The sequence below is a fragment of the Fructilactobacillus vespulae genome (assembly GCF_047324295.1).
Classification (GTDB): domain Bacteria; phylum Bacillota; class Bacilli; order Lactobacillales; family Lactobacillaceae; genus Fructilactobacillus; species Fructilactobacillus vespulae.
This window is the reverse complement of record NZ_CP137138.1, coordinates 380,604-407,262: the sequence shown is the minus strand read 5'-3', so window position 1 is coordinate 407,262 and position 26,659 is coordinate 380,604. Positions and strand designations below refer to the sequence as shown.

Sequence of the window (26,659 nt, the reverse complement as noted above, 5' to 3'; positions counted from 1 at the left end):
TTTGATATACTAGTAACAGTTAGTTAATTCGAGCGGTTAGCTCAACTGTTAGAGCGCCGGATCCTTTGTCCGGAAGATTGGGGTTCAAGTCCTTGACTGCTCATACATAAAGACCTTTCCTGGTGGATTGGTCTTTTTTTTCACCAAAATTTGGGTATAAAAAAAGTTTCCTGATATTTTTCAGGAAACTTTTTTATTAGGGAAGATTAACACATATCCATTCCCATCTTTTTGTATGATTCTAGACTTCTGATGACTAATTCTTCTGGTTTACAGTGACGTTCTTCCGCAAGGGCGTTCATCAAAGTATCCATAGGCATTAAAGCATATTTTTTATTAGGTTCTTCGGGAGTCCAAACTTGCATTTGGGCCATCATTCCACCATCTTCGTGTTCGATGATGTGACAGTGATACATGAAAACACCGGCATAATTGAATTTCATTTTAATCCGAACGGTTTCACCTGGGTTAACTCCGACCGTATCCTTGTATCCCGTTTCGTTAGGATAGGGAGCCTTTCCATTTCTGGAAACGATTTGGAAAGAACCACCGTGCATGTGATAAGGGTGCACCATTCCACCACAACAATCGTTAGTATTAGTGATATCCCAATATTCGGTAACGCCTAATTGTTGGCGATCATCAATCCGCATCATTCCAAATTTCTTTCCATTCATAGCGACTTCTTCGTCAGTTCCAGAAAGAACCACTTGGTGGATAGGGGCAGCGGGGTCAACGTCAGGATATTCAATCTTAGCTAGTTGATCTGGAAGTTTGGTATCATCTTTGGCAAACTCTTTAATGTTAAATTTCAAGATAGGAACATCATCTGAGTAAAGGGTTACTTGGTCTCCAGGTTTGTAATCCTTGAAGTCAAGGACCACTTCCGCACGTTCTGCACAAGTTAACATTAATTTTTTAAGTTGAACCACTTCGGGTAACAAACCACCGTCAGATGCAATTTGGTTCATAGTAAGGTCATCGCTAAGGTGTAAACGCCATTCACGACGATTAGAACCATCAAGAAAACGTAATCTTAATTTTTGGGTAGTAACATCAAAAACGGGGTTAACAGTTCCGTTGATTACGGCAGTAGGACCGGCAGTACCATCGGGATCATAGTCGCGGTCATAATCCCATTGGTTATTTTCGTCGAAACGACGATCTTGTAAGACTACCGGAATATCGTCGACCCCGTAATTTCTAGGTAGGGGAAGGCTGGCTTCGTGTTGATCTTTAACTAAAACCATTGCAGCCAAGCCGTGCCAAACATCCCAACCAGTTAGTGGACAGGGATGAGCGTGAAGCCAAGTAGTGGCAGCTGGTTGATCAACCTTGAAAGTGATTTCTTTAGGTTGGTTAGGGTAAACCGGTGCGTGACAACCACCATCAATAAATGGTCCAGGAACGTCCAAACCGTGCCAGTGGAAGGTAGTCAATTCGGGCAAACTATTCTTTAGAGTAACGTGATAGGTTTTTCCGCTTTTATAAACAATAGTTTGACCTAATAAACTTTGGTTGTAACCCCAGGTTTTGGTTTTTTGACCGGGAACAATTTGCGTTTCACCAGGTTGGGCTTCCACTGTATACCAAACATCAGTATCCGTTTCCTTATCGGGCTTCAATAATGATGGGATTCCAAGTTTAGATTCAGGCACATCAGCCACTTCTAAAGGAACATAGCCACCATCGTGGTAATCATAAGCAGATTCGTTGAAAAAATATTGGTCGTAAACGTTTTGGTTTTCTTTAGACATCTTTTACTCCTCCTTTTATTTAATGCTAGTGTACTACATTTATTTTAGTTGTGTTACTATAATTTAGAATATTAATAATTTAAATTTTAGGAGGAAAAACATGAAAAAAACAATTAGTTGGGGCCTAGTAATTCTTTGGATTTTCACTTTAGGGTTATTAATGATGGGCAAAGGCATGTTGGCAATGTACTTAATGGTAATTGGAATGTTGGTTGATTCTTTAAAGTGTATTTTTTTGAACAAATAATTACCGATTGTCGGTTCAAAAAGGGATATTTTAAAAAATGATTGACCTGGAATGACTTTAATGGTTTAATCATATGTAACAAATTAAAAGAAAGGAACACAAACAATGCCAAAATTAATTATGATTAATTTGAATTCATCCTCTAACTCTTCTTGGAAAGCCTATATCTAGGAAGGTTAGTTTATTCTGCCTGGTTAGATATTGGTTAAATATTCTAACTGGGTTATGGCAAATTTGTTGATGTTCTTACGAGTCTAAAAACAAAACACCTAGTTAGAATTTTCTGACTAGGTGTTTTTTTATCGAGTGATTTGAATTAAAGGGGAGATTTAAAATGGAAGAGCAGAAGTTAAAACGAACAATTGGACCATTTAGTGCCTTAGCGTTAGTAATGGGGACTGTAATCGGTGGTGGAGTTTTCTTTAAAACCGCCAGTGTGGTTGGAGCAACCCACTCAGTCAGTTTGACTTTATTAGCTTGGATAGTTGCCGGAATCCTAACCATTTGTGGGGGATTGACCGTTGCTGAATTGGGAGCAGCAATTCCGGAAACAGGTGGAAGTGTGCAATACATGCGGCATACTTATGGTCCTTTAAGTGGTTTCTTACTAGGCTGGGCCGAAATGTTAATCTACGTGCCTGCTAATATGGCAGCTTTATCAATTATTTTTGGAACGCAAGTAGTAGTCTTGCTACATTTAAGCGTGGCAATGACGGTTCCAATTGCCATCGTAGTGGTAATGTTCATTACCGGATTAAATATTTTAGGAGCTAAAGTCGGAGGGGCAGTTCAATCAACCACTTTGATTTTTAAATTAATTCCGATTTTTGTAATCGTAGTGGTAGGTTTGTTAATTCCAGGTCACGTGGATGTAACCTTTATTCCGATTCAACCAACTGATAACACTAATATGTTAACGGCCTTCTCTGGTGGATTACTAGCAACCATGTTTGCTTATGAAGGTTGGATTAACATTGGTGATATTGCCGGTGAAATGAAACACCCCAAAAAAGATATTCCTAAGGCGGTTGTGTTTGGATTAACCTTCATCATGATTATCTATGTATTGGTAAACTGGATCTTCTTGAAAAACATGCCAATTGCTGCCATTGCAGGTAATACTAATACTGCTGCTGAAGTAGCTGGTAAATTATTTGGTGATTTTGGTGGTAAATTAGTTACCATTGGAATCTTGGTTTCGGTATTTGGAACGATTAATGGTTATACCATGACGGGGGCGCGAATTCCTTATGCGCTTGCCAATAATAATTTGTTACCATTTAGTCAACATTTCAAAAAATTAAATCGAGCTTCTGCCCCTTATGTAGCCAGTTTGTTTATTTTGACGATTGCCATTATCATGATTTTATTAGGTAGCTTTGATATTTTGACCGACATGTTGGTGTTCGTAATGTGGATTTTCAACTGCCTCCTCTTCTTGGCCTTGTTTGTACTCCGGAAAAAAGAACCAGACTTAGACCGTCCTTACAAAGTCCTTTGGTATCCGATTGTGCCCATCATTGCTATTGTTGGGGGACTCTTCATCGTGATTACTACGGTGATTAATCAAACCGGATTGGCGATGGTCGGACTAGGAATTACTCTTTTAGGAATTCCAGTTTACTACCTACATCAATATCTAATTAAAAAATAAATTTATAATAAAGTAAAAACAACTCCAGTAATTATGCAGAAGTGCAGGTATTTTCGGGGTTGTTTTTATTTTTGCTTGATTATTCGTTATTTTTGCTATAATAAGAACATTAAGATTATAAAAAAATTAATTTTTCGTGGGCTTAATTTAATTAAGGAGACTAGCTGCAATGAAGTTCAGTTTTAAACGTAAAAAGAAATATAATCCGCATTTAGATACCTCTCATCAGTTAAAAATTTTTAAAATAATTGAAGAAAATCGATTAATTTCCTGGGTAGCACTAGGAACAATCATTTTGATTTCCCTTGGAATTTGGGGTGGGGTAACGTATCATCGCGAAAATAGTCAGCAAGTGGCAAAAACTGCTAAAAAAATTCCTGAACCAAAAGTGAAGCCTATCCCACTAACCGTTCCGACTAAACATGCCATTGTCATCGATGCTAAAACGGGACAGGTTTTAGGAGAAAAGGACAGTGATACTTTAGTAGGAATTGCTTCTCAAAGTAAGATGTTAACCTCTTACCAGGTTTTAAAGCGCATCAAGTCTGGAAAACTTCATTGGGACGATAAGGTTCAAATTGATAAAAAAGAGGATTGGTCGAAGAAAAACAACGATACATATGCTCATTTAGATATGCATGAGGGACAATCAATCTCCGTGAAGGACTTGTTTAACGCCATGTATACTAATTCAGCAAACGACGCCGCGTTGGCATTGGCAGATTATTTAACTCCTAAAAATATGACCCAACAACAAGTTTTGAAAAAGTGGGCCAAAGAACTTCATTTAAAGGGATCTACTTGGTATAACGCTGCCGGTCAGGTTAACGAAGACGCGTTTGATTATCAAATTAAAAAGGATCCCGCTAAGGCGGAAAACCTTGCAACAGCCCGACAATTAGCAATTCTTGCGAAAAAGAACATCGACTTATATCCAGAGATTCGGAATTTATACGTAAACGGGGAAAAAACGCTCTATTATCATCCTGAACCAGGTGATGAAAAGATGAGACGTACCGAATATGCTCGGCTAAAAGAAGATATATTGCCACACTTAAAGAATCCCTTGGACTTAACCTTTGAAGGGTTAAAAACCGGATCAACTCCTAATTCAGGGGGAGCATTTACGGGATTAATGAAAGATAAAACGGGGCGTGAATATATCACCGTTGTTAGTGGTTCTGGTGCCTATACCAATCGCAGTCAACGCTATCAAGATACGATTGATGTGGTTAACGAAGTGATTTTAAAAGGAAAACAATTAAATAAATAGATAGATTATTGGGAGAGATTTTTCATGAAGATTAGTAAGCTAAAGCTTGGTTTGTATTTACTTTCGTTTTTGCTATGTTGGGGGTCAGTTGTTAGTGTAAATGCTAATGATAAACAACCACCACTAGAAAATCTTAATGTAGATGCTAGAAGTGCGATGGTGGTTGATGCTTCAAGTGGTCAGATTCTTTATTCCCAAAATCCTAATCAAAAGGTACCCATTGCTTCGGTCAGTAAATTAGTAACTACTTACGTTTTATTGGAACAAATCAAGGAAAAAAAGGTTTCGTGGAATGATGAAGTTAAAATTAGTCCAGCGATTGCCGCATTGAGTCAAAATTCTATGTATACCAATGTTCCGTTGCAAAGTGGTCGTTCATACACTTTGAAAGAGTTGTATGAATCTAGTTTAATTTGTTCTGCTAATGCTTCTGCGATGGCAATTGGTAATTATCTGGCTAAAGATGGCACTGATTTTGGTGAAATGATGACCGATGCCACCAATAAATTAGGAATTAAAGATCAACAATTTTACAATGCCTGTGGTTTATCCAATGGTAGTTTGGGACCAGCTTTAATGAATCCTCAAGTGGGGGCAGCACAGGAAAACCGGATGTCGGCTGCAGCACTCGCACAATTTACCCAAAAACTATTGGCCGAGTATCCTGAAATTCTAAAAACCACGGCTAAACCATACTTGGTATTTGATGGAGAAACTTATCCCACCACGGATGGTTTACTAGGGATTAAGGGTGATTTTGTCTTTGATGGTTTGAAAACAGGGACCAGTGATACTGCTGGAGAAAACTTTGTAGGGACTGCCAAAAAAGGTGATTTAAGATTAATCACAGTTATCCTAGGTTCAGAAAATGAAGAGCGGTTTAACCAATCGTGGGAACTAGTTAATCAGATTGATCAAAGATTAGATCCAGTAACAATTAATGATCAGATGTTGCCTATTCAACAGGTTCGAGTTCCCAATGGTCAGCATGAATTTAGTAAATTTAAAGTTCAAAATAATAAAACGTACTGGTTCCCTAATCAGCCTAAAATACATACGAAGTTTGTTAACCTAAACGGGACTAGTCATTTTAAAGCTCTATTGGCACCCCTAAAGAAAAATGAAGTAATTGGCCAATTACAAATTAGTAATTTAAAGTATATCAAGTTGCTGCCCGAGAACACCAGTGAAATTCCAGTAGAAGTAGATGCTGATAATGAAATAAATTGGCAAAAAATGATTTTAGGATTCAGTGAGATTTTATTGATTTTGCTAGGAGTATTTTTGCTAGTTAAGTTTGTGTGGTTATGGAAAAGACGATAATAAATTAAAAAAGCAAACTAATATTTATTATTAGTTTGCTTTTGATTTATGATGGATTAACTTATTTACGATTGTTTTATTTCCATGATATTTGTTATATAAACCTATTTATTTAATTTTTATTTGTCCTTGACCACTATTAATTTCAAAAAATGGGGTATTTCCAGTTTGATAACTTTTTCCTTTTTTATCTCCTGAAACAGAAATATTACCATTATCTACTTTAGCTTTTATCCCGGCCACTGCTACATTGGATAAATTAGTTGAGCCGTTCTTTTTATTTAGAGTTCCACCATTATGAACGCTAAAATCAGTTAAGTTAGTCGTCCCATTATCATGTTGGATTGTTGCTTTATTAGCAACTAATTGTTTAATCTGAATTGTTCCGTTTAACTGGTAAATATCATAGTTGTCAATTTGGTTTTTAGGAACTTGAATATTGATGGTTGGGGTATTCCCAATTTCTAATTGATGGCTATGTGCATCCTTTTGTACTAGTTTAATATTATTTTCTTGCTCTGAAAATTTGTAATCAGATTTAACTGCATCATTTAAAACTATTTTAAATTCATTTCCTTCTGTAATGTTTAAGTTAGCAGTTCTTGTTGATAATTTTAAATTAACTTGCTTTTTATCAGAACTAAAAGTGAACTTATCAAGATGATCAATCTTAAAGTGGTTAACGTTGATACGATTATTAGTGCTACTTGCCCACAAATAAAGGCAACCAAAGATTGCTCCAACGACTAATCCAATCAATAATACCCACTTTACTGAAGTTAAAATTGTATTTTTCATTATTTTAATACCCACCTTTCAAGATAAGCTGAAATCATTTTTTTTAAAACGATATATTGTTGTTCCATTTCTTTAACACCAATTGAATTATCAAGATTTTCAATTAATGCGATTCCATCTTTGAAATTTTCTCGCTGTTTTTGCGATAGATTTAATTTATCTGCTCGAGCTTGAAACCAATCGTTTATAAAGATAGAAAAATGATAGTTTTCGTTGTTAATTTTATTTTGATAAAATTCATGTAATTTTGGTCCGATTTTAGGTTGATACCATGCAATTAGAATTTGATTGTTTTTTTCCTTCTTTAAAATGGTATCCATCATTTCTAAAACGGCATCAACTAAGTTAGGTGAATTTAGCATCTGTTTTTCTAAAGCATTCCTCAATTTTTCGTTCTCTTGCTCATAAACAGCAATGAAAATAGACTCTTTTGAATTAAAGTGGTTATAAAATGATCCGGTAGCAATTCCGGCAGCACTGGTAATATCCGTTAGTTTAGTATTTTTATAACCATATTTATTAAAGACTTCGGTAGCAATTTTGATTAATTCCTTTTTTTCCATAGTGATAAATTACCTTTCCTCTTAATGAATGAATATTTTAAATATTCATTCATTAATGATATTACGCTATTATTATAAATAGTCAATACAAATATTATTTAGTTAGTTGATAATATTTGTATTAATCACAGTTATCCTTGGTTCAGAAAATGAAGAACTGGAATTTAGAAAACTTCAAGTCAAAATAATAAAACGCATTGGTTCCCTAATCAGCTTAAAAAACATATGAGATTTTTCAGTTTAGCTGTAACGGACTATATTAAACAAGTACTCAAAGAAAAATAAATTTCATCAGATTAATTAACTGATATATAATCAAAAAGAACTCTTAATTTAGAGTTCTTTTTTGTGTTGTAAATTATATTAACTATAGATTTTTATATAAATATTTTAGGAACAATACGAATTAAATCAAAAAGTAAATGTGAATAAATACCACCACGTAAAGATTTAGTTTTAAACCATAACATAGTAAATGGATAGCGACTAAATCCGATAATAATAACCATAAATACATTATATTGATAAGCAGGTAAATGAATTACCATAAAAATTAAGCAACCTGTTAAATTGGCTAATAACCAAGAATATTTAATGTTTATATTTTTATTACTAAAATAATTTAATATTGGTAAAGTAAAAACTGCCATAATTAATTCTTCACCAGTTATTTGAATAATTATCATAAGTATAAGTATCAAAAGACTTGATTTATCAAGAGGATAATCAGTAAGACTATTTCCTGTAATTTTTATATTAAAAAAGTAGTATATAGAAACCCCAAAAAGACTAATTAAGGTAGCTAAAATAAATCCAATAAATACTCGTTTAATAGAACCCTTGATCATAGGCTTTAATAATATTTTTACGGATGAATAACCATATATTGAAACTAAAGCTATTAAACCACCAAAAAGGTTCAATATCGGAAAAAAGTAAAATTGATATGAATTTAAATCATCAGGTGAATTAAATATGGTTAAAATAATAGTTGAAAAAGCGGTTAATATAACTAATAATAAACGCCTGTTATTTAAAATTTTAGTATTATTAATAATAAATTCCTTTCAAAAATTAAATACTGTATTTAATTTTTCTTTAGTTCTAGTGTTTAATATTTTTATTGATGAATTGATGTTGTATACATATTCTAAATAACCAATGTATGTGTAAAATAAAAGATTCCAAAAATAAACTTGGAATCTTTTCAAGTAGATTAATATACATTAAATTAATTAAATACTATTCTTTTTGTCTATTGCAGATATTTTTTTAATTATTCCGATAGTTAGACATATAAATCCAGCAAAAGCTAATGTAATTCTAAAAAAATTAGCTGTGTTAATTATAATATAAAAATCTATAAAAGTTAGAATAGCATAAGCTATTAAAGCAACTGTTTTTTTACCGTTTTATTCCCTACTTTATTTAACACAAAATTAAACCTCCTAACATTATTTATATTCATAATATCATTAGATTAATTATTTTTAATGGTTCTTTTTCTTGATTAGCTTATTGAGTAATACTTAAGACATGTTACTTATTACTACCGTAATCCCTGATAAACTGGATTGATTGATATAAACAACTAGTTATTGTTATTGATCGTAATAAATAACCGAAAAATGCACCCCAATAAAATTTATGAAACATATTAATTGATTGATTAATTCCTATACTAGTTAGATAAATAAATAAAGCAGTAAAGAAAAGACTACTTACTATAATAGATTTCTTGCTTTTCATTTTTTCGTTTTGATTGGTATCGATAAGTATTAAAAATATCAATGTATTTATAAAAGTTAAACCAATAACATTGACTCCAACGAATAAGCTTATAATGTTAACTATTACTAGTAACATATTAAAAATATTAAGTACTAGATATAATAAATTGATTTTGTTATTCGATTCTTCTTTAGATAAAAAGTACGAAATGTCTTTTTTTAAATATTTAGATATATCTGTTAAATATTCTAAGGTAGGAGAACTACGATTATTTTCCCAACCAGATAATGTCTTTCTGGAAATGTTTATTTTATCTGCAAGTTCTTGCTGGGTGCTCCTATACTGGTATTTGGTACTAATTTTAGTAGAGATTTAGTATCATAGATTAAAATCAGAATAGGAGCTTTTATTATGCCACAAAAATATTCAGAAGATGTAAAACAAAATATTATTAAACTTTACGAGGAAGAACATCGGTCTAAAGTATCATTATCAAGAGAATATGGGATTCATCAAACTACCATTGGTAAATGGATTAAGGACAAAGATAGTATCTTATTATCTGATGGATCAACTGTATCAGTTTCAGAATTTAAAAGATTGAAAAAGGAATTGAAAGATTTAAAAGAGGAAAATGAAATTTTAAAAGCAGCGGCGGTATTACTGGGAAAGCGTTAGGAAGAATTCAAGCAATTAAGTTTATTACTGAGAAATCACGGAAATACCGCTTAAAGATAATCCTGAAAGCCTTGAGGCTTTCAAAAACAACTTATTATAATTGGTTAAATTACAAACCAAGTAATAGAAGCATTGAAGATAGTAATTTAAAAGACATAATTTATGGTATTTGGAAAGAGAATTATAGGGCATACGGTTATATTAGAATTACAATTGCCTTAAAGCGGTTGGGTATACATATTGGTACATCAAGAGTTTATCGTCTAATGAAAGAATTAAAAATCAGGTCACTTATGGGTCGAAGATTCAAAAAACCAGGGACACATGTTGATTATGATCAAAGACAAAATTTAATAAAGTCATGTTTGAATACTGACATCTGGCGTGCTGATATTACTTATATCGAATTGAAACCAGGTGCTTGGATTTACTTAAGTACTATCTTAGACGAAAGAAGCAAAAAAATTATTAGTTTTAATTTAGGAAAACAAATGACTACTAATTTAATTGTCATTACTTTACTTAATGCCTTAAAGAAAGAAAAAAAGCCCAAATATCTGCATTCAGACATGGGCTCTCAATACACCAGTGGTGTATTTGAAAATATTCTAACTAATAACAAAATTAAACATTCTTATTCAAAACAAGGCTATCCATACGATAATGGAACGATTGAAGCATTTCATTCTTTATTGAAAAGGGAATTTATTTTTCAGACTAGATTTGATAACTATTCAGATTTAGTAATTAGAATTAATAATTATATTAACTGGTTTAACAGCGAAAGAATTAGAACAGCAGTCTAATAAAAAAAGTACCATTTATTGACATAGGAGCAAACGGCCGCTAGTGCGCAAAATGGAACTGCTAGTTCTGCTGAAAATCAAGCTAAGCAAGCAAGTCAATCTAATTCATCAAGTAGTAATGAACAGGTTAAATCAGTTGCGACTAATGATAATGGTTTAAACCAAGCTGTTGATAATGCAAAAAACAACGGAGTTAAGGTTAACGAACAACCAGAAAAAGTCGTTACTGCCACTCCGGATACAGTTAATGATAAAAAAACAGAAATTGAAAATAGTAATAGTGCACAAGCCAACAACATTAACGCTGTTACTAATCAATATAAGAATGAAAAAGCAGCTGCGGATGCAACTAATGCACAAAAGCAGGCTGAGTATGATCAAGCAAAAGCAAAATATGATTCAGATCTAAAGGATTACAATGATCAAAAGTCATATAATGATTCAATCGCTAAAAAAGCTTCATCTGATAGCGTAAATCCTAATAATGTAACTCAAAAATTTCATTTAAGTGAAAGTCCCGACGCTGAGTTACAAATTGATGTACCAGCTGGAGTAACTATAAATCATCTGGACGATAATGGAAATGTTAATACTTCTCCTTGGAATAATTTTATTCATTTTGATCCAAATGCTGGTAAGAACTCAACTGCACAAAATCCAATTGCAACCATAACGTATACTAAAATTAATGGTTCTTTTACTAATGGCAACGGTGAAGTAATTAATATAGGTAAACGAGTAGATAAATATTACGGTACTGAAAATGTTGGAAGCATGAGTTTTGCCAAAGATCCAACATTTGGTAACTGGTATAACGCTGTTGATAAGAATGCAGGGGAAGCTAAAATAACTCATTCAATCTCATACTTTGATAAAGACAACCATCAAATAAATTTTGATGGCGGTTATGCAGAGGTAATGTCTTTAAATAATGGGTCACAAAACCGTCAAGAAAGAGTTAGAGTTATTTCTGGTGGTCACAGTAAGAGTATTTTAGGAAGTTCTGTTACTAATCATGCTGATGGGTTATATTCAGATATTCAAAATGATGATCCAATCAATTGGAAATGGGTTGCAGATGAAAATAAACGGCAAGAATTACACGATGACTGGGTAAATTCAACTAATTCTAGTGAACTTGAAAAGTATAATTGGGATATTACTGGATCACCTAACTCTGTATTTGGTGCTGGATTAATAGTTCTTGATGGTAATGAATTGGTTCAAGAAGAATCAACCATTAATAAAAATGGAACGTTATTTCCAATTACTTGGACAATCACCACTTCTAACTTATTTGGTACCAAAGATTTGGCTGAACCAACTGAACCAACTAAACCAAACATGATTACGGTTGCTGTGCCAGAAGTTAACGTTCAACGGCAAAAATTACAAGAAGTTGTCCCTGCACCAAAAGAAACGGTCGTTACTCCTAACCCAATTGATGATAAAACAAAACAACCAATTAAAGGAGTAACAATTGATCCAATAACGGTTCCAGGTGATCATAAGACCGGAGACAAAGTTGAAATTCCAACAAGTGGTTTTCCAGAAATTCCAGGTTACAATAAACCTCAAGGTGATAAGATTACTGTAACTATTGGTGAAAATGGTAAGGTTGAAATTCCTTATGCACCAAAAGAAACGGTCGTTACTCCTAACCCAATTGATGACAAAACTAAACAACCAATTAAGGGTGTAACAGTTGATCCAATAACGGTTCCAGGTGATCATAAAACTGGAGACAAGGTTGAAATTCCAACAAATCATCTTCCAGAAATTCCAGGTTATAATAAACCTCAAGGTGAAAAAGTTGCTGTAACAATTGGTGATAATAATAAAGTTAATGTTTCATATGCACCTAAGTCAGTTCCTAGTGGGTCAAGTTCAGCTAACACTACTAAGGTAACTTCACAAAATTCAACTAACACAAATTCACAAACTAAATCCGACAAATTACCACAAACCGGTGAAACTAATAATAAGTTATCAATCATTGGTTCTGTAATGATTGGTTTGGTTGGTCTTCTTTCTGTATTTGGATTTAATCGTAAAAAAAGAGAAAGTAAATAAAATTTATCATGATTAACATAGCCAATAGTAATTAAACTACTGGATTTAAGGACTTATTCTAATTTCGAATTAGAGTAAGTCTTTTTTATATCTAAAAATTAACGATTATCCTTTAAAACGGGAAACAAGTAATTATTTGATAGCTGAATGATTTTTCCGTTCATTAGTAATGAGAAAACGGTTCCTACTTGAATTCCTTGCATTGATTTTAACGGCAGTGCGGTGATTAGAATAATTGCGATGGGAATCATAAAGACAACTAATTGGGCTTTTTTGATGTTTTTTGGAAAAAAACGATGATAAACAATGGCCGTTAAATGATCAGTGGGATACATCCAGAGATTGGCTCGTTGATAAAACGAGGTTCCAATGCAAACGATGATTATTCCAATGATAGCTAGTGTAATCCTAGCCGGATAAGTGTTAGTAAACTGGGTGATGATTTGGAATTTATCAATAAAGAAGTTGATTAGGTTGCCAAAAAAGAAAACAAAGACCAATTCACCCAGAATTTTAATCCAATTAAATTTAGTCAGAATCGTATTTAAAATAATGGCCGCAATTCCGATGAAAATTAAAACGGCTTTGATGGAAAAATCACCTAATTGACTGATTTGAATGGAGGCGGCTGTCCACAAACCATTTCCAGCTAAGGAAATAATCGATAAACTGTTTCCTAAAGAAACGAGGAACAAACCAATTAGGAAAAATAAGAATCTAATGCTTAAGCAATTATTCGGCAAAACTACTCCCTTCAATGTTTAATAAAATTTGAGATAAAGCTGTTTTTTGTGAGTTGGTTAATCCCTTTAATTTTTCATCAATATAATTTTTTTCAATTCCTGCGATATTTTTTTGTAAAGTAAGGGCTTTGTCGGTAGGAAATAATTTTTTGAAATTTTTATTTTCGGGATTAACCTTTTTTTGAATGTAGTCGCGATCGATTAATTTTTTTAAAGATCTGCTCATAGTTGTTTTATCGACTTGAACTAGTTGAATCAGTTCAAATTGAGTTAGACCGGGGTTTTCGATGATTCTAAGAAGATATAAAAAGAGGTTATTATCTAAGTTATATTTCTTTACTTGCTGGTTTACTTCTCTGGTTGCTTGGCGAGAAATCGTTCCAATTAATCTAAATAAACTAGTATTGTCCACTTGAAAAATGCTCCTGACTATATTAATATATTTATCAACAAAGCAGTTGCATATGCAACTGTATCTATAAATTTATTATACATGATTTCTAGGAGAGTGAGTAGCCTATGTGGAAAATTAAAAAAATGAACGAACTCAATGCAGAAGAATTCTATCAACTTCTAAAATTAAGAATTGATACCTTTGTGGTAGAACAAAAACGAATTTACCACGAGTTGGATAAAAATGACCCGGAATCATTTCACGTCTTTTTTCAAGCTGATGACTCAAACGAAGTATTAGCTTATGCACGAGTATTTTCCGAAGATAATTACGTTACCTTGGGCGAGTGGTTACTTCCACTAAGGTCCGGGGTAGTGGGTTAGGATCGAAATTGATGGAACACATTTTAACGCTTTGTGAAAAAGAATGGCCTGAGCAACCAATTCAAATTGAAGCTCAAGAACAAGTGGTTGGGTTCTACGAAAAATATGATTTTTCAGTTACTGGGGAACCATTTATCTTTGAGGGAACTCCACACGTAGAGATGGTTAAGTCAGTTTAGCAAATAAAACACTCCTTACTACTACGGTAGTTAATTTGATAAGCAAATCGGTTGCTAAGTCACTATCTTTTTGATAGTGTGGGACATTGTACATTAAGTTAAATTAAGGAGATTATTATTTATGAAGATTCAACTTGCAATCGATTTAGAAGATGTAGATGGAGCTATTAAGTTAATTGAAAAAACCAAGGATAGTATCGATATTTTTGAATATGGAACTCCTTTAGTAATTAATTTTGGTTTAGAAGGATTAGCAAAAATCAGAAAGCAATTTCCAGAAATCACCCTATTAGCTGATTTGAAAATTATGGATGTTGCTTCATATGAAGTAGGTCAAGCCGTAAAATACGGAGCAGATATTACCACCATTTTAGGTGTTTCTGAAGACCAATCAATTAAAGATGCTGTAAAAGCAGCTCACGAAGCAGGTAAGGAAATCCTAGTTGATATGATTGGGGTTCAAGATGTCGCTAAACGTGCTCGAGAAATTGATGCATTTGGAGCTGACTACATTGGTACTCATACTGGATACGATTTACAAGCTAATGGGGAAACTCCATTTGCTACTTTTGACCTTATCAAACAAAACGTTAAAAACACTAAGACTGCGATTGCTGGTGGAATTAAATTAGAAAACATTGAAGAAATAAAAGCAGCTAACCCAGACTTATTGATTGTTGGTGGAGGAATTTCAACGGTAGATGATCCCGCTAAAGCCGCTGCTGAATTTAAGCAATTAATTAAATAATTTTTGAGGTTTCAATATGTGGAAAATTATTTTAAATGAGTTACTACAAAACGATGTTTCAATTCCAACCGATAAACTAGAGAACCTAAAAAATGCTAACAATATTTTTGTGTATGGAGGCGGTCGCTCTGGTTTAGCTCTAAAAGGATTTGCGATGCGGCTAGCTCAAATGGGTAAATCAGCGTATGTGGTTGGTGAAACGACTACTCCCGCAATTAAAGAAAATGATTTATTGATTGCGGCCTCCGCTTCTGGAGAAACTCAAGGAACTTTAAACATGGTTAAAACGGCGCGGCAAACCGGTGCTAAAGTTTGGTTACTCTCAACTAGTAAGCAGTCCACGATTGCTAATATTGCTGATCAAATAACGATTTTGCCGGGTAAAAGTAAAGACAGTGTTGGCAATGAAGTTGCATCTAAACAACCCATGGGAAGTTTATTCGAACAATCAGTGTGGTTATTTGGTGACGCAGTGACAATGGATTACATGAAATTTGCCGGTGTTTCAGAATCATTCATGCGCGACCAACATGCTAATCTAGAATAAAAAATTACGATAGTTATTATAAATAAAGCCTGATATTTACTTTAGATGTTGATAAGTAAATACCAGGCTTTTTTCTTTGATTTAAATGTTTTGAGCAACTTCGTTAATTGAATCTACCACTTTTTCTGGATGATCGACGCCTAAAATTAAACGAACGAATTTTTCGTTTTTTAATTGGATAACGACGGGTTTATTTCCTCTTTTGATGTTAAAAAAGACTTTTTCGTTATTTTTAGTAAACGTTCCCGCCCAATAACCGGGTAGTGAGGTTCCGGGTCCTCTTAATCCCTTATACTCATCTAAAATTTCGTTGTCGATGGAAGCACCGAAAACGTTTTTTAAAGGAATTTCAATTTTATCTTTAAAAGATGCTAACTTATTGATTCCTTGGGGAGTAACAATTAAAAAATCATCGGTAATTTCAATTTTGTTTTGCATTATAAGTTATCCTTTCTTAAGTTATTCGTGATCTAGTCCAGAAAGTTTACTATGCTTAATTATTTCTGCACCAATTTTTTCCTCTATATTTTTATAATTTTGGTTTTTATACCATTTTTGGATAATTGATTTTACTTTTGTACTTCTTGGAGTTACTTCAAGCATTGCCACTAAAATTAATCCCCACATTAACTCGGATTCATCATTTTCTAAGCCAACGTTAAGAGCTGCTATAAACATTCCCTCCTTACTACCAAAAGTTCCGTAAAGACTTCCTCGAAGTAATCCGGTTTCCTTTACGATATCTCCAATCGAGGTACCATTATATCCATTTTGTAAAAAAAGATATCCAATTTTTTTCACAGTTTCTTCTACATTAAAATTTTTATTTTTTCCCATGCATAAATAATATAATTAATTGAACGTTCAGTCAAATATAAAGATGTTTAACTCAATAAATTTATTAGATGGAGAAATATTTATGAGAAAAAAATGTTGTAACAATGTTTTTAGGCACAATTAGTGGATTGTTTTTTGCTTTAGGAATGTGTCTCACAATGATTCCACAATGGGCTGCAATGAAACCAGGAATCGTGATTGGAGTTATCGGCTTAATCGGTGGAATTATGACTATGATGGTACGACAAAAGATGGAAGGAAAGGAATTATTAAACATGGATAGAAAAATGCTTTTTACCATTGCATATGGATTTGTTTCTGTGTTTATTTTTAGCATGGGACTAGTAATGACATTGGTTTGGAACATGATGATTACTGGAATTATTGTGGGAATGCTAGGAATTGTGCTTTCAATGGGAATAATTCCGTTAACTAAGGGAATTAAAGATTAGGATATAAAGAAAAACCCCTCGTTTTAACGAGGGGTTTTAATCTATAAATATCTTTATTTATTAGGCAATGATGTTTGGTTAGTAGGTACAAATGTAAATGATTTAGCAGAGTTTGAAAGGTCAACTAAATCACTAGTAAATTTAATTTCATCCTTATTTTGTTGGTAATCATTCATCATATCAGCTTCTGAGACGGTTTTATAAGCTTTCCAGTATGAGTTGTTAGCATTGTAAGCGGCTATGTAAGGAGCGCTTGATTCAATGTAAGAAACCGTATAAGTTCCGTTGTGATTATCGGTATACATCACGGTATGATCGGCTGTCCCACCAGCTCCTTCACCGTCGTCATAAATTACGATTTTATCCTTATCACCCATAAAGACAGAGTAGTGGGTTCTGTAATTGGTACCATAGTTATTGGGAAGGGCAGTATGAGCTAAGAGAGCTAGTTTTATTTTTTGTGGTAGTGCATTGTAATCGCTAGCTTGATTGTTTGTAGTTGAAGTGGCGGCTGATGTTTTATTGGACTGGTCGTTTTTGTCCGCATTTGCTGAGTCATTACTGGTTGTTTTTTTAGTTGCTGTTTTATTAGTATTTTCTTTGGATTTAGTTTGAGAATAGTCCGATTTAGGGACATCAGAATGGTTATTATTCTGTCCTAACGCGTAGGCACCCCAAGTTACTAAACCAACGACGATTAATAATGAAACAATGAGGGTAGTTTTTTTCATAATCTTTTCCTTCTTAAAATGGCTTTAGATATTTGTATTAATATCTACCTAAATTATAAAACTTTTGTTACTAATTAAAATGTTTTTTTGAAATAAAAAGGAAGCCGTATGGAGGCTCCCTTTAATTAGTTATATTTTTATCCTACTTCGTTTTGGACTAGTCCATTTACCGGTGTTATGACCTCTAAATGTGTTAATGGCAGGGATAATACTGGTTATGATCGTTAAAGTATTTACTAACCAATAAAAAAGTAAGTATAGGGGACTAAATACCATATAGCGAAATCTATTAATCTCTTTATCATCAACCATGGCAAAAATTAGTTGCATAATTCCACTGATCAACTCAAAACAAACAAAAATCATTGAAATCGTAATCATGGTATATAGGTTATCCCAATTGTGATTGAATGAAAAAAGAAAGAAATAGTAGGCAAAGATGATGAAGTTGATTAAGAAGAAGAAAGACCAAATAATACTGATAGTTTGATCAATAAATAATTCAGTTAAGCCCCAGTTCTTAAATGGCTTTCTGAAAATTTTTCCACAGTTAGTAATCCAGGCTTCAATTCCACCTTTAGACCAACGTTTTCTTTGGTGATATAAATCAACGATATTTTCTGGGGCTTGCATAATCAAATGAATTTTAGGTTCAAAAATTGCTAACCAACCGTTAATTTGTTGATCCCAAGCGGCACTAATATCTTCGGTAGCACGATTAGTTCTAAACAGACCGATATCAATTAGAGCCTTTTTGTTGTAAAAAGTGTTAGCACCACTATAGGAATAAATGCCGCCTATAATGGCCATTTGAGTTCGTTTGATAACTCCAATAATACTTGAAAATTCAAGGGTTTGCGATTTGGTAATTAGCTTAGTTCGGTTTTGCACATCCATGTTACTAGTGATGCCACCAATTTTATCAGCATAGGGTTCGTTCAGAATGCTAATGTATTTTTTTAACGCATTTTCTTCTGGGAAACTATCCGCATCGTTAGTTAAAACGTAGTCCCCTTTAGCAAAGGCGAGGCCAATGTTTAAAGCATTGGCTTTTCCCTGATTTTCCTCTAGGTTAACTATGCGAAGATTGTCGTGGTTTTCTGCATATTTTTCTACGATGTTTAAAGTATTGTCTTGGGAACCATCATTTATTACTAAAACCTCATAATTGGTGTAGTTTAAATGATTCAATAGTTGTTCTAGTGTAGCTCCAATAACTTTTTCTTCGTCACGGGCCGCAATTAAAATCGATACAAATTTTTCTTGCGGATATTTTTTAAACTTGTTCTTTTTTTCATGGTTATAAATTATTGAACCAGTTATCCAAGACATTGCGCCTAAAATTGGATAACTTACTAAAATAATTACAATAAAACCTAAAATAGTCATTAGTAGTTACTCCAATCTTTTGTTTTTAGTCTAGCCAACGAATCCTTGATTTGGTGATCTCCGGCCTTGACAGTATACATTTTGACGTTGTGTCGATAATCTTCATCGCCAATTAATCTGTCCCAATTTTTTTTCATATGTAATAACTTTATGATTGATTCTTTCCTCTTGGTTAGGAATTTCGGTAATTTTTTTTAACCGACGTTTAATGAACGATCTCATTATTACGTGATGAATAATGATTACGATTAAGGCTGTTAATAAAAAGGTTGCAAGCGAATAGATGGCTTGCTTTTCGTGACCAAAGGCGAAAAAATTTATCGTACCTAAGTGGCTAACTCCTAATAGAGAAAAATAAATCCAAAAGAATGGGATTATGAGCAAAATCCAACTGATAAATGCTACTAGACTTTGCCATAATTTAAGTTTGAAATTTCCTTCTTGGAAAAATAAATCATGAACTTTATTTTTGATAATAGCAATCCTCCTAATATTTTATATAACAATTTTATGATATCACAAAGTTTGTGATTTTAATCATTATCACTTTTAGATTTTGCTAAATGATTAATTTTATTGGATAAAGTAGTAATAAAAAATGAAAGCGTTTACAAAAAATGTGGTAAAATGAAAGTATCTAAAAAAGGATAAGGATGTGTTAAAAATGAAAAAAATAGGAATGTTATTGGGATTACTATTATTATCAATAGGTTTAGTTAGTTGTGGGAAAAGTGATCAAAAAGCCTTCACCAACAACTTAGATAATTTTTATCAAGCTAAGGCAGTGAAAGTAGATATCAATAGTAATGATTACGGGATTTCTTTGACTCAAAATAAAGATAATCAGGCACTAATGGCTTCGGTAACTTCCCAAGGAAAGAAATCTAATATGGTTTCTGATGGTAAGACTTCTTATATTGAAGCGACTGGGATTGTTGAAAATTATGGACAAAATATTAGTGATGAAGCTAAAGCAAAACTAAAGGGTAAATACATAAAGAGTGATGAGGCAACCCAAGCAATTCAAAAACAAAATCTTAATATCCTAGCAAATTTTGCTAAGTCAAAAGATCAATTGAACAAAGCAATTGAAAATTCCAAAGTTACTAAGGAGAAAGATGGTTATCTTAAAGTTGACGTTAAAGTAAATGATAAAGATACGAATTTGAAGAACTTATTTGCTAGCTATGGAAATAATGCCAAAACTTTATCATTGCTTAGTAAAGGTAATCGTTTAGTCATTGAAGTTAAGGGCGACGAAAATAAAACACAAAAGATTAATATGGAAGCATTTGATACTGATAAAAAAGAAATTAAACTTCCAGACAGTCAAAATGTAATTACGATGGATCAATTGATGCAAGCGGTTAGATAAAAATTTTAAGTAAACAAAAGGGAGCTACTGTTAAAGTAGCTCCCTTTTTGAGGAAAACAATTATTTAATTAATTTTCATGGTGATTTTGTTTTCTTAAACTAATCATTGCAAATAAGCTAACCAGTGCAAGACCGATTGATGCTAAGATAGATCCATTAGATTCACCAGTTTGTGGTAATTCATGACTAGTTTTCTTATTTGAGTTATTCTTATTATTTGTATTTGTTGCAGTAGATGCGTCTACTTGTACACCTGAATTGTCAGCGGCACCAGTGATTTTACCATTTGCTGCAGATGTAGCAGTTGGTAATCCGGAGGTAGCTGAACTGTTACCTGCACTGGAAGGGGCAGCAGCACTGGAACTTCCGTTAGATGCGGCACTACTGTTAGAGTGGCTAGCACTAGCAGAACTTTCACTGGCAGTACTATTACCAGCAGCACTACTGTTTGCATTTGAGTTAGCACTTTCGGCTGAACTAGCGGCAGAAGAACCGTTACTTGCTTGACTAGAACCAGGTTCAGCAGTGGAAGCGGATGAATTTGCATCAGAACCATTGGAACTTGGAGCTACACCAGGATGATATGCTTCTTCAATTTCTTTGATGGCATCGTCGCGAAGTTTTTCAATGGCTTTTTTGGCTTCGATAAAGGTCTTATTTGATGTGTAGTTAGTAATATCATTGTTAGCATTAGATTCATCAGTGTTAATTGCATTAATTTGAGCATCTTTTTCTGTTTGTGTTAAGTAAGGGTCATTAGTAATCTTTGCTCTAGTTTTATCAGCCTGAGCGGTAACCGCATCTTTAGCAGCTTTTTTAATTCCTTCTAAAGTTTGCATTACATAAGTTTCTACGATTGGGGAACCACCAACACTGTACTTATTTTGAAGATTTTCTGGAGTGTATTGATCTCCCTTAGGGTTATCGATTGTTCCGCCATGGTTGGCGTCTACTGCTTGAATATATTCATAACCAGATCCAAGTTGAGCATTTGGATAGAAAGTTTTGTTAAGAGTTAAAACAAATTTTTCGTGGTTTCCGGCGTTGGAAAAAGTTTCGTTAAATTGATCATTTGTATCTGTGGTTAGTCCTTTAGTGCTCCACTTACTAATTTCGAGGCTATCTAGACTATTGGTATTCCGAAATGCTTTGTTGAACCATTTGACGTTGTCAGTTTTCCAATCATTAATATCTAATGATTTTAAGCTGGTGGCATCGTTAAACATTCCAGATAAATCATCTACATTACTAATATCCCAGTTTTTTAATGATCCGATACTTTGTAATTCTTTTGCTCCGTTAAACATCCAACTGATTCTAGTTACACTATTGTTAGTATTCCAACTACTTAAATCTAATGTTTTAAGTCCTACGTCTTGAAACATACCTGACATATCTTTGAGACTATCAGTTTTAAAGTTATTAATTCCTTCAAGAGTGGTTAAATTTTTAGTTCCAGCGAACATGTAACTGGTATAAATAACCTTGCTAGTATCCCAACCAGTAAGGTTCAAAGAGGTTAGATTCTCATCATTTTCAAACATATTGGACATATAGTCCGCATTGGATACATTCCATTTTGAAAGATCAAGACTCTTAAGATTATTATCATTTTTAAACATGAAAGACATTGAGGTTACTTTAGAAGCATCGGCATTATCTAAGCCTTGAATGTCTTGTAAATTAGTTAAACCATAAAACAATGAGGTTGAATTTTGAGGTAGTTTAACTTGAGATTTAAAGACAATGTGTTCGACATCGGCAGGAACACCATCAGTTGGTAGCGTTACAAGGTTTTTATCACTATTATCATTTTTGTCTGCTTTATCAATAGAATCACCAATTGCTTTATCAAGATGTATTAGATTACTTCCATCATTTGGTGTATAGGTAACGGTTTTGCTGTTATTATCATAGTTCCAGTTAGAGTTACCGTTTTGGCCTGACTTGTCACTAGTTTGTTCACTAGAGTTACCATCTCCAATTTTGGTAGAAAGCACTTGGTTGGTTTCTTGATTAGAATTAGTTTGTTCATGATCGTTTTTAGAATCAGATTGGTCGTTACTATGTAAAAGTTGTTGGATTTCTTGGTTCAATAATTGGTCTTTGTCTTGATCATTTCCAGATTTGGCCGGAGTAGTTGGTGTAGGAGTAGAACCATCATTATTGGTAACAACTTGAGGAGTTATTTTTGGTTCGTCTTTATGACTATCGTTAGTAGTGCCACTATTAGTTGGTTGACTGCTTTCGGTTGAAGCAGTTGGTGCAGAATTACTACTGCTGGTTGGATTGTTACTTTCAGAGCTGGGATTGTTTTGATTATTATCATTCTGTGGCTTCTGATTACTTAATTCAGTTGCTGGTTGGGTTTGATCAGCTTGAACTGAAAAGTTAGTCGTTAATCCATACATACTGCCGATAAAAGCAAAGGATGCCAATGAAACGACGATCCATTGTTTCTTAACTTTCCGCAGTGTTTTCTTCTCGTTTTGTTTGTTTAGTTGATTGTGATTATATAGCATAATTAAATTTCCTTTTTATTTTTGTAAACTATTTTATACAACAATTGTATTTTACCACACAAAATAATAATGTTTTATCAAAAAGGTTGATAAATTTTCCACAATTAGTGTTTATTTTTAATTTAATACTTAGAAAATATTCAAACAAAAAAGAGACGCACCTGCGTCTCTTTTTAGCTAGATTTCATATTTAGTTAAATTATTTTTCGTCTTTTTGACGTTTACTAAAACCTAGGAATCCAAACAATGATAATAGAGTGATTCCAATCAAACCTAAGATAGAGCTTGAGTTGGTTTCACCAGTTTGTGGTAACTTTTGTTGGTTACCTGCAGCATTGGTATTTGAGTTAGTTGTTTCTTTTGGTGTGTAGGGAACAGTAACGGTGTTATTCGTGCCAATCGTTACGGTAACTTTTTCACCTTGAGGTTTGTCGTAACCAAGTACTTCAGGAATATTTCTGGTAGGAATTTTTACTACATCTCCAGGTTGGTGATTACCAGAAACCGTGATAGTTACAGGAGTATCAATTACGGTGTTAGAATCTTTGACTACTGGAGTTACAACAATTGGTGTTGTGGTAGTTGTTTTATCATTACCATTATTGACTTTACTGTAAGGGATATTAACCTTACCATTATCGCCGATAGTTACAATGATTTTATCACCTTGAGGAGTGAGGTAACTAGGAACCTTTGGGAAATCCTTAGTAGGAATTTCGACTTTATCACCAGTTTTGTGATCACCCTTAACTGTAATTTCAGGAATCTTTATACCGTCAATAGGTTGGTGAGTGTCTTGATCAATTGCGACTGGGTTTAGTGGAGTTTCCTTTTGTTTGTAAGGGATTTCGACTTTACCATTTTCACCAATGGTTACAGTGATCGTGTTTCCACTAGGTTGGTTGTATCCATCTACACTTGGGAAATCCTTAGTAGGAATTTCTACTTTATCACCAGTTTTGTGATCGCCCTTAATTGTAATTTCAGGGATTTTTACACCATCAATAGGTTGGTGGGTGTCTTGATCAATTGCGACTGGGTTTAGTGGAGTTTCCTTTTGTTTGTAAGGAATTTCTACTTTACCATTTTCACTAATGGTTACAGTTATCGTGTTTCCACTAGGCTTATTGTAGCCGTCCACATTTGGTAGCTTGTCAGTTGGAATATCTACTGCATCACCAACCTTGTGGTCACCGGGTATTTTAATTTCTGGAAGATCTTCTTTGTTAATTTGTTGATGCGTATCTTGATCGATTGCGACAGGTTTCAACGGTGTTTGTGTATAAGGAACCTTAACTGTATTATTTTCCCCAATCGTAACAGTTACAGTATCACCTTCTGGTTTTGCATAATCAGGAATGTTTGGAAGATCCTTAGTTGGAATTTCTACAGTATCTCCTTGATTATGGTCTCCTGTAATAGTGATTGCAGGGATGTTTGTCCCTGGGATTTCTTGCTTAGTATAGTTATTAATAGCAACGGGATTTAAAGTTGTGGTATTTATAGCATATGTGTAATTTACTGTAATATTTCCAGGAATTTTCAAGTCTTGAGGATATGCATAATTACCGTTTGCTTCCTTAGGAGTATCCACTACATGGTATCCAGCAATCTCTTTAGGCGTAGTAGTATATTGGTCTCCACTATTACCAGTTATGGTTGTTGGATCAGAGATACTTTTACCGTTTTGATCTTGATAATTAATCGTTAAAGTTGAAATTTTACTATAATAATAAACAATATTTGTTTTATATGAGTCTAAAGTTGGATAGTCGAGGGATGGATGGATAATACCCTTACTAGGATAAAAACTTTGTGTATAGGTTGATGTAAAAATATAACCGTCCTTTGTTAAATTAGGAACGTCAATTATAGCTTGATCTATATAACCTTGTCCCTCACCTTTAGTTATAGTTGGAGAAACTTCTTTACCAGTATTTTGATCTAAGAAATGAAATCTGAAAATTTGGGGAGTTACTCTTTCTTCAGCATAGCTAGAAGTCAAATCAGATGAAGAAACTGCAAGCCCGTTTTTAAAATTAAAATTCAATTGATAGTGTGCGTTATTTGAATTAATATCCTTATTAGTATTTTCGTCGACACCAATTCCACCGCTAAAACCGGAAGAAGGTAAATCATTGATTTTAAATGAGTTATTTGATAAGTATAAATCATCAATTTTTGCATCACCACTTAATTTCAAAGGAATAATAAACGAATATGCCTGTGATGCATCTTGGGTAAGCGTAGAATATTTATTTACCATGTAAATGTGTTCGGGGTTGAAGGTTTTATTGTTGGGATATGTAACTTTAATATTTTCTAAGTTATCAAGACCCGTAAATTTTAAATCAGCTAAAGATTTATTTTCATCTCGTGGCCTTACAATAAAATATTTAGGAGCTAACCAAGCTTTAGTGGTTCCTTCGTTGTACTTTCCTAAATTAATGTCAAGTTGCATACCGTTATTAGTTCTAGTTACGGTGGGTTGGTCAGGATCATAACTAGAGTCAACTTGTTGCCATTGAATATTAGCGCTATCGTTTGCTAACTTATCAAATGTAGCATCGATAGTTTGTTGATTTGGTGCGAATTTGGTTGGCTTACGATTCCAAGATTCATATATTGATGATGAATAATCAGGATTTGCTGAATCTCGATTTTGCAAATCATTTTGTTTTACATTTTTATCTGATTCAGATTGACTGGGTTGTTGATCGTTTGAATATGTACTGTTTGTTTGGTTTGATTTATTATCTTGGTTACCACCAAGGTCGCGTGATTGTAAATCTTGTTGTTCAACCTTTTGATCAGAGTTACTTTTTTCTGGCTCTTTTTTAGTTGGTTGGGTTGTTACCACATTATTTGCTGAGCTTTGTTGCTTAGCATCATCATTTTTTTGAACATCAGTATTAGGAGTTGTTACTGAAGAGTTAGTTTTAGGAGTTTCGTTTTGCGTTTCCTTTGTATCATTTTTTGAACCATTAACATCAACTGGGTTAGGATCAGTAATCCCGTTTGATTGAGAAGTTGATGAGTCACTCTTGGCAGGGGTAGCTTGTTCACTGCTGTTTTGATTGTTAGCAGTGTCAGCTTTTACGTTGTTAGTTGTAATTGTAAAGCCAGCTCCACCTAAAAGCATGAAGGTTGCTAATGATACGACGACCCACTGAGATTTAACTTTTTTCATTATTTTTTTATCAGTTATTTTATTAATTTGATTACGATTGTATAACATAATGAATACCTCTTTTCTATTTTAATAAATATCATTTGATGCAACTTTATTATAGTACTTTTTACTTTAATAGTTAATAAATATATTATTTTATTTATTAATAAAGAATAAAATTACTTTTTGGTGTATTCGTATTAATAAAAACTAGTTTTAATTCTAAATCAATTAGTTTTAGTAAAATAATTTTATTTTGAAATCAAAAAGGAGACGTATTTTTT

The 26,659-nt window shown here is 33.3% G+C and carries 24 protein-coding genes, 1 tRNA gene and 2 pseudogenes; 13 read left to right on the top strand and 14 right to left on the bottom strand.

The window, feature by feature from the left end:
- Positions 1-30: 30 nt before the first annotated feature.
- A tRNA-Lys gene (locus R4B61_RS01960) sits at positions 31-103 on the top strand.
- A 103-nt stretch (positions 104-206) separates the two neighbouring features.
- Here the strand turns inward: R4B61_RS01960 and R4B61_RS01955 are convergent.
- On the bottom strand, positions 207-1,757 hold the full coding sequence (locus tag R4B61_RS01955) for a multicopper oxidase family protein (RefSeq protein ID WP_413627972.1): 1,551 nt from the start codon (positions 1,755-1,757) through the stop codon (positions 207-209).
- Positions 1,758-1,857: 100 nt separating this feature from the next.
- Between R4B61_RS01955 and R4B61_RS01950 the strand changes: the two genes are divergently transcribed.
- The 4 genes from R4B61_RS01950 (at position 1,858) to R4B61_RS01935 (ending at position 6,254) form a co-directional block, all read left to right on the top strand.
- Entirely contained in the window at positions 1,858-2,004 is a 147-nt protein-coding gene (locus R4B61_RS01950) for a hypothetical protein (protein WP_413627971.1), read from the top strand.
- A 334-nt stretch (positions 2,005-2,338) separates the two neighbouring features.
- Positions 2,339-3,658 carry an APC family permease gene (locus R4B61_RS01945; protein WP_413627970.1) on the top strand — a complete coding sequence of 440 codons (1,320 nt, stop codon included), beginning with the start codon at positions 2,339-2,341 and terminating at the stop codon, positions 3,656-3,658.
- 169 nt (positions 3,659-3,827) lie between these two features.
- Complete coding sequence (locus R4B61_RS01940) at positions 3,828-4,931, top strand: D-alanyl-D-alanine carboxypeptidase family protein (protein ID WP_413627969.1); 1,104 nt, start codon at positions 3,828-3,830, stop codon at positions 4,929-4,931.
- Between the two features lie 24 nt (positions 4,932-4,955).
- Positions 4,956-6,254, top strand: coding sequence for a D-alanyl-D-alanine carboxypeptidase family protein (locus tag R4B61_RS01935; RefSeq protein WP_413627968.1), 1,299 nt, complete (start codon positions 4,956-4,958; stop codon positions 6,252-6,254).
- A gap of 108 nt (positions 6,255-6,362) precedes the next feature.
- Here R4B61_RS01935 and R4B61_RS01930 read toward each other — a convergent pair whose 3' ends face one another.
- The 4 genes from R4B61_RS01930 to R4B61_RS01915 all read right to left on the bottom strand — a co-directional run bounded on the left by R4B61_RS01930 (position 6,363) and on the right by R4B61_RS01915 (position 9,706).
- Entirely contained in the window at positions 6,363-7,052 is a 690-nt protein-coding gene (locus tag R4B61_RS01930) for a DUF4097 family beta strand repeat-containing protein (RefSeq protein WP_413627967.1), read from the bottom strand.
- On the bottom strand, positions 7,052-7,615 hold the full coding sequence (locus R4B61_RS01925) for a TetR/AcrR family transcriptional regulator (protein ID WP_413627966.1): 564 nt from the start codon (positions 7,613-7,615) through the stop codon (positions 7,052-7,054). Before R4B61_RS01925 ends, R4B61_RS01930 begins: the two co-directional genes overlap by 1 nt.
- A gap of 377 nt (positions 7,616-7,992) precedes the next feature.
- Positions 7,993-8,538 carry a type II CAAX prenyl endopeptidase Rce1 family protein gene (locus R4B61_RS01920; RefSeq protein WP_413627965.1) on the bottom strand — a complete coding sequence of 182 codons (546 nt, stop codon included), beginning with the start codon at positions 8,536-8,538 and terminating at the stop codon, positions 7,993-7,995.
- A gap of 616 nt (positions 8,539-9,154) precedes the next feature.
- Entirely contained in the window at positions 9,155-9,706 is a 552-nt protein-coding gene (locus R4B61_RS01915; RefSeq protein ID WP_413628277.1) for a helix-turn-helix domain-containing protein, read from the bottom strand.
- A 51-nt stretch (positions 9,707-9,757) separates the two neighbouring features.
- On the opposite strand from R4B61_RS01915, the gene R4B61_RS01910 reads away from it, so the two are divergent.
- The 3 genes and pseudogenes from R4B61_RS01910 (at position 9,758) to R4B61_RS01900 (ending at position 12,903) form a co-directional block, all read left to right on the top strand.
- A protein-coding gene (locus R4B61_RS01910; RefSeq protein WP_413627964.1) for an IS3 family transposase occupies positions 9,758-10,830 on the top strand; the annotation gives its coding sequence in 2 pieces (ribosomal slippage) (positions 9,758-9,998 and positions 9,998-10,830; 1,074 coding nt in all).
- Between the two features lie 183 nt (positions 10,831-11,013).
- Positions 11,014-11,187 (top strand): annotated as a pseudogene (locus R4B61_RS01905) (hypothetical protein); the annotation flags it as partial.
- 417 nt (positions 11,188-11,604) lie between these two features.
- Complete coding sequence (locus R4B61_RS01900) at positions 11,605-12,903, top strand: LPXTG cell wall anchor domain-containing protein (RefSeq protein ID WP_413627963.1); 1,299 nt, start codon at positions 11,605-11,607, stop codon at positions 12,901-12,903.
- 98 nt (positions 12,904-13,001) lie between these two features.
- Here the strand turns inward: R4B61_RS01900 and R4B61_RS01895 are convergent, their stop codons facing one another.
- Together R4B61_RS01895 and R4B61_RS01890 are read right to left on the bottom strand one after the other, a co-directional pair.
- A complete protein-coding gene (locus R4B61_RS01895) occupies positions 13,002-13,646 on the bottom strand; it encodes a hypothetical protein (RefSeq protein ID WP_413627962.1) in 645 nt (214 codons plus the stop codon).
- The gene (locus R4B61_RS01890; protein WP_413627961.1) at positions 13,636-14,058 is read right to left on the bottom strand and encodes a MarR family winged helix-turn-helix transcriptional regulator; all 423 of its coding nucleotides are present in this window, start codon (positions 14,056-14,058) and stop codon (positions 13,636-13,638) included. The genes R4B61_RS01895 and R4B61_RS01890 overlap by 11 nt, the downstream gene beginning before the upstream one ends.
- 107 nt (positions 14,059-14,165) lie before the next feature.
- Between R4B61_RS01890 and R4B61_RS01885 the strand changes: the two are divergent.
- From R4B61_RS01885 to hxlB, 3 genes and pseudogenes are all read left to right on the top strand, one after another.
- A pseudogene (locus R4B61_RS01885) lies at positions 14,166-14,602 on the top strand (GNAT family N-acetyltransferase).
- Positions 14,603-14,723: 121 nt separating this feature from the next.
- Positions 14,724-15,350 carry a 3-hexulose-6-phosphate synthase gene (hxlA, locus tag R4B61_RS01880; RefSeq protein ID WP_413627960.1) on the top strand — a complete coding sequence of 209 codons (627 nt, stop codon included), beginning with the start codon at positions 14,724-14,726 and terminating at the stop codon, positions 15,348-15,350.
- A 16-nt stretch (positions 15,351-15,366) separates the two neighbouring features.
- Positions 15,367-15,897, top strand: coding sequence for a 6-phospho-3-hexuloisomerase (gene hxlB / locus R4B61_RS01875; RefSeq protein WP_413627959.1), 531 nt, complete (start codon positions 15,367-15,369; stop codon positions 15,895-15,897).
- 81 nt (positions 15,898-15,978) lie between these two features.
- On the opposite strand, the gene R4B61_RS01870 is transcribed toward hxlB, so the two are convergent.
- Together R4B61_RS01870 and R4B61_RS01865 are read right to left on the bottom strand one after the other, a co-directional pair.
- Positions 15,979-16,335 (bottom strand): PH domain-containing protein, encoded by a 357-nt coding sequence (locus tag R4B61_RS01870; RefSeq protein WP_413627958.1) that lies wholly within the window; start codon positions 16,333-16,335, stop codon positions 15,979-15,981.
- 21 nt (positions 16,336-16,356) lie between these two features.
- Positions 16,357-16,734, bottom strand: a complete 378-nt coding sequence (locus R4B61_RS01865) for a TetR/AcrR family transcriptional regulator (RefSeq protein ID WP_413627957.1) — start codon at positions 16,732-16,734, stop codon at positions 16,357-16,359.
- A 104-nt stretch (positions 16,735-16,838) separates the two neighbouring features.
- Between R4B61_RS01865 and R4B61_RS01860 the strand changes: the two genes are divergently transcribed.
- Complete coding sequence (locus R4B61_RS01860; protein ID WP_413627956.1) at positions 16,839-17,186, top strand: hypothetical protein; 348 nt, start codon at positions 16,839-16,841, stop codon at positions 17,184-17,186.
- A gap of 53 nt (positions 17,187-17,239) precedes the next feature.
- On the opposite strand, the gene R4B61_RS01855 is transcribed toward R4B61_RS01860, so the two are convergent.
- The 3 genes from R4B61_RS01855 to R4B61_RS01845 form a co-directional block, all read right to left on the bottom strand.
- Complete coding sequence (locus R4B61_RS01855) at positions 17,240-17,917, bottom strand: hypothetical protein (protein WP_413627955.1); 678 nt, start codon at positions 17,915-17,917, stop codon at positions 17,240-17,242.
- A 129-nt stretch (positions 17,918-18,046) separates the two neighbouring features.
- Entirely contained in the window at positions 18,047-19,306 is a 1,260-nt protein-coding gene (locus tag R4B61_RS01850; RefSeq protein WP_413627954.1) for a glycosyltransferase family 2 protein, read from the bottom strand.
- Positions 19,306-19,443, bottom strand: coding sequence for a hypothetical protein (locus R4B61_RS01845; protein ID WP_413627953.1), 138 nt, complete (start codon positions 19,441-19,443; stop codon positions 19,306-19,308). Before R4B61_RS01845 ends, R4B61_RS01850 begins: the two co-directional genes overlap by 1 nt.
- A gap of 527 nt (positions 19,444-19,970) precedes the next feature.
- Here R4B61_RS01845 and R4B61_RS01840 point away from each other — a divergent pair.
- Positions 19,971-20,681, top strand: coding sequence for a hypothetical protein (locus R4B61_RS01840; protein ID WP_413627952.1), 711 nt, complete (start codon positions 19,971-19,973; stop codon positions 20,679-20,681).
- A gap of 68 nt (positions 20,682-20,749) precedes the next feature.
- Here the strand turns inward: R4B61_RS01840 and R4B61_RS01835 are convergent, their stop codons facing one another.
- A complete protein-coding gene (locus tag R4B61_RS01835; RefSeq protein WP_413627951.1) occupies positions 20,750-23,203 on the bottom strand; it encodes a BspA family leucine-rich repeat surface protein in 2,454 nt (817 codons plus the stop codon).
- A gap of 199 nt (positions 23,204-23,402) precedes the next feature.
- The gene (locus tag R4B61_RS01830) at positions 23,403-26,441 is read right to left on the bottom strand and encodes a MucBP domain-containing protein (RefSeq protein WP_413627950.1); all 3,039 of its coding nucleotides are present in this window, start codon (positions 26,439-26,441) and stop codon (positions 23,403-23,405) included.
- Positions 26,442-26,659: the final 218 nt, after the last annotated feature.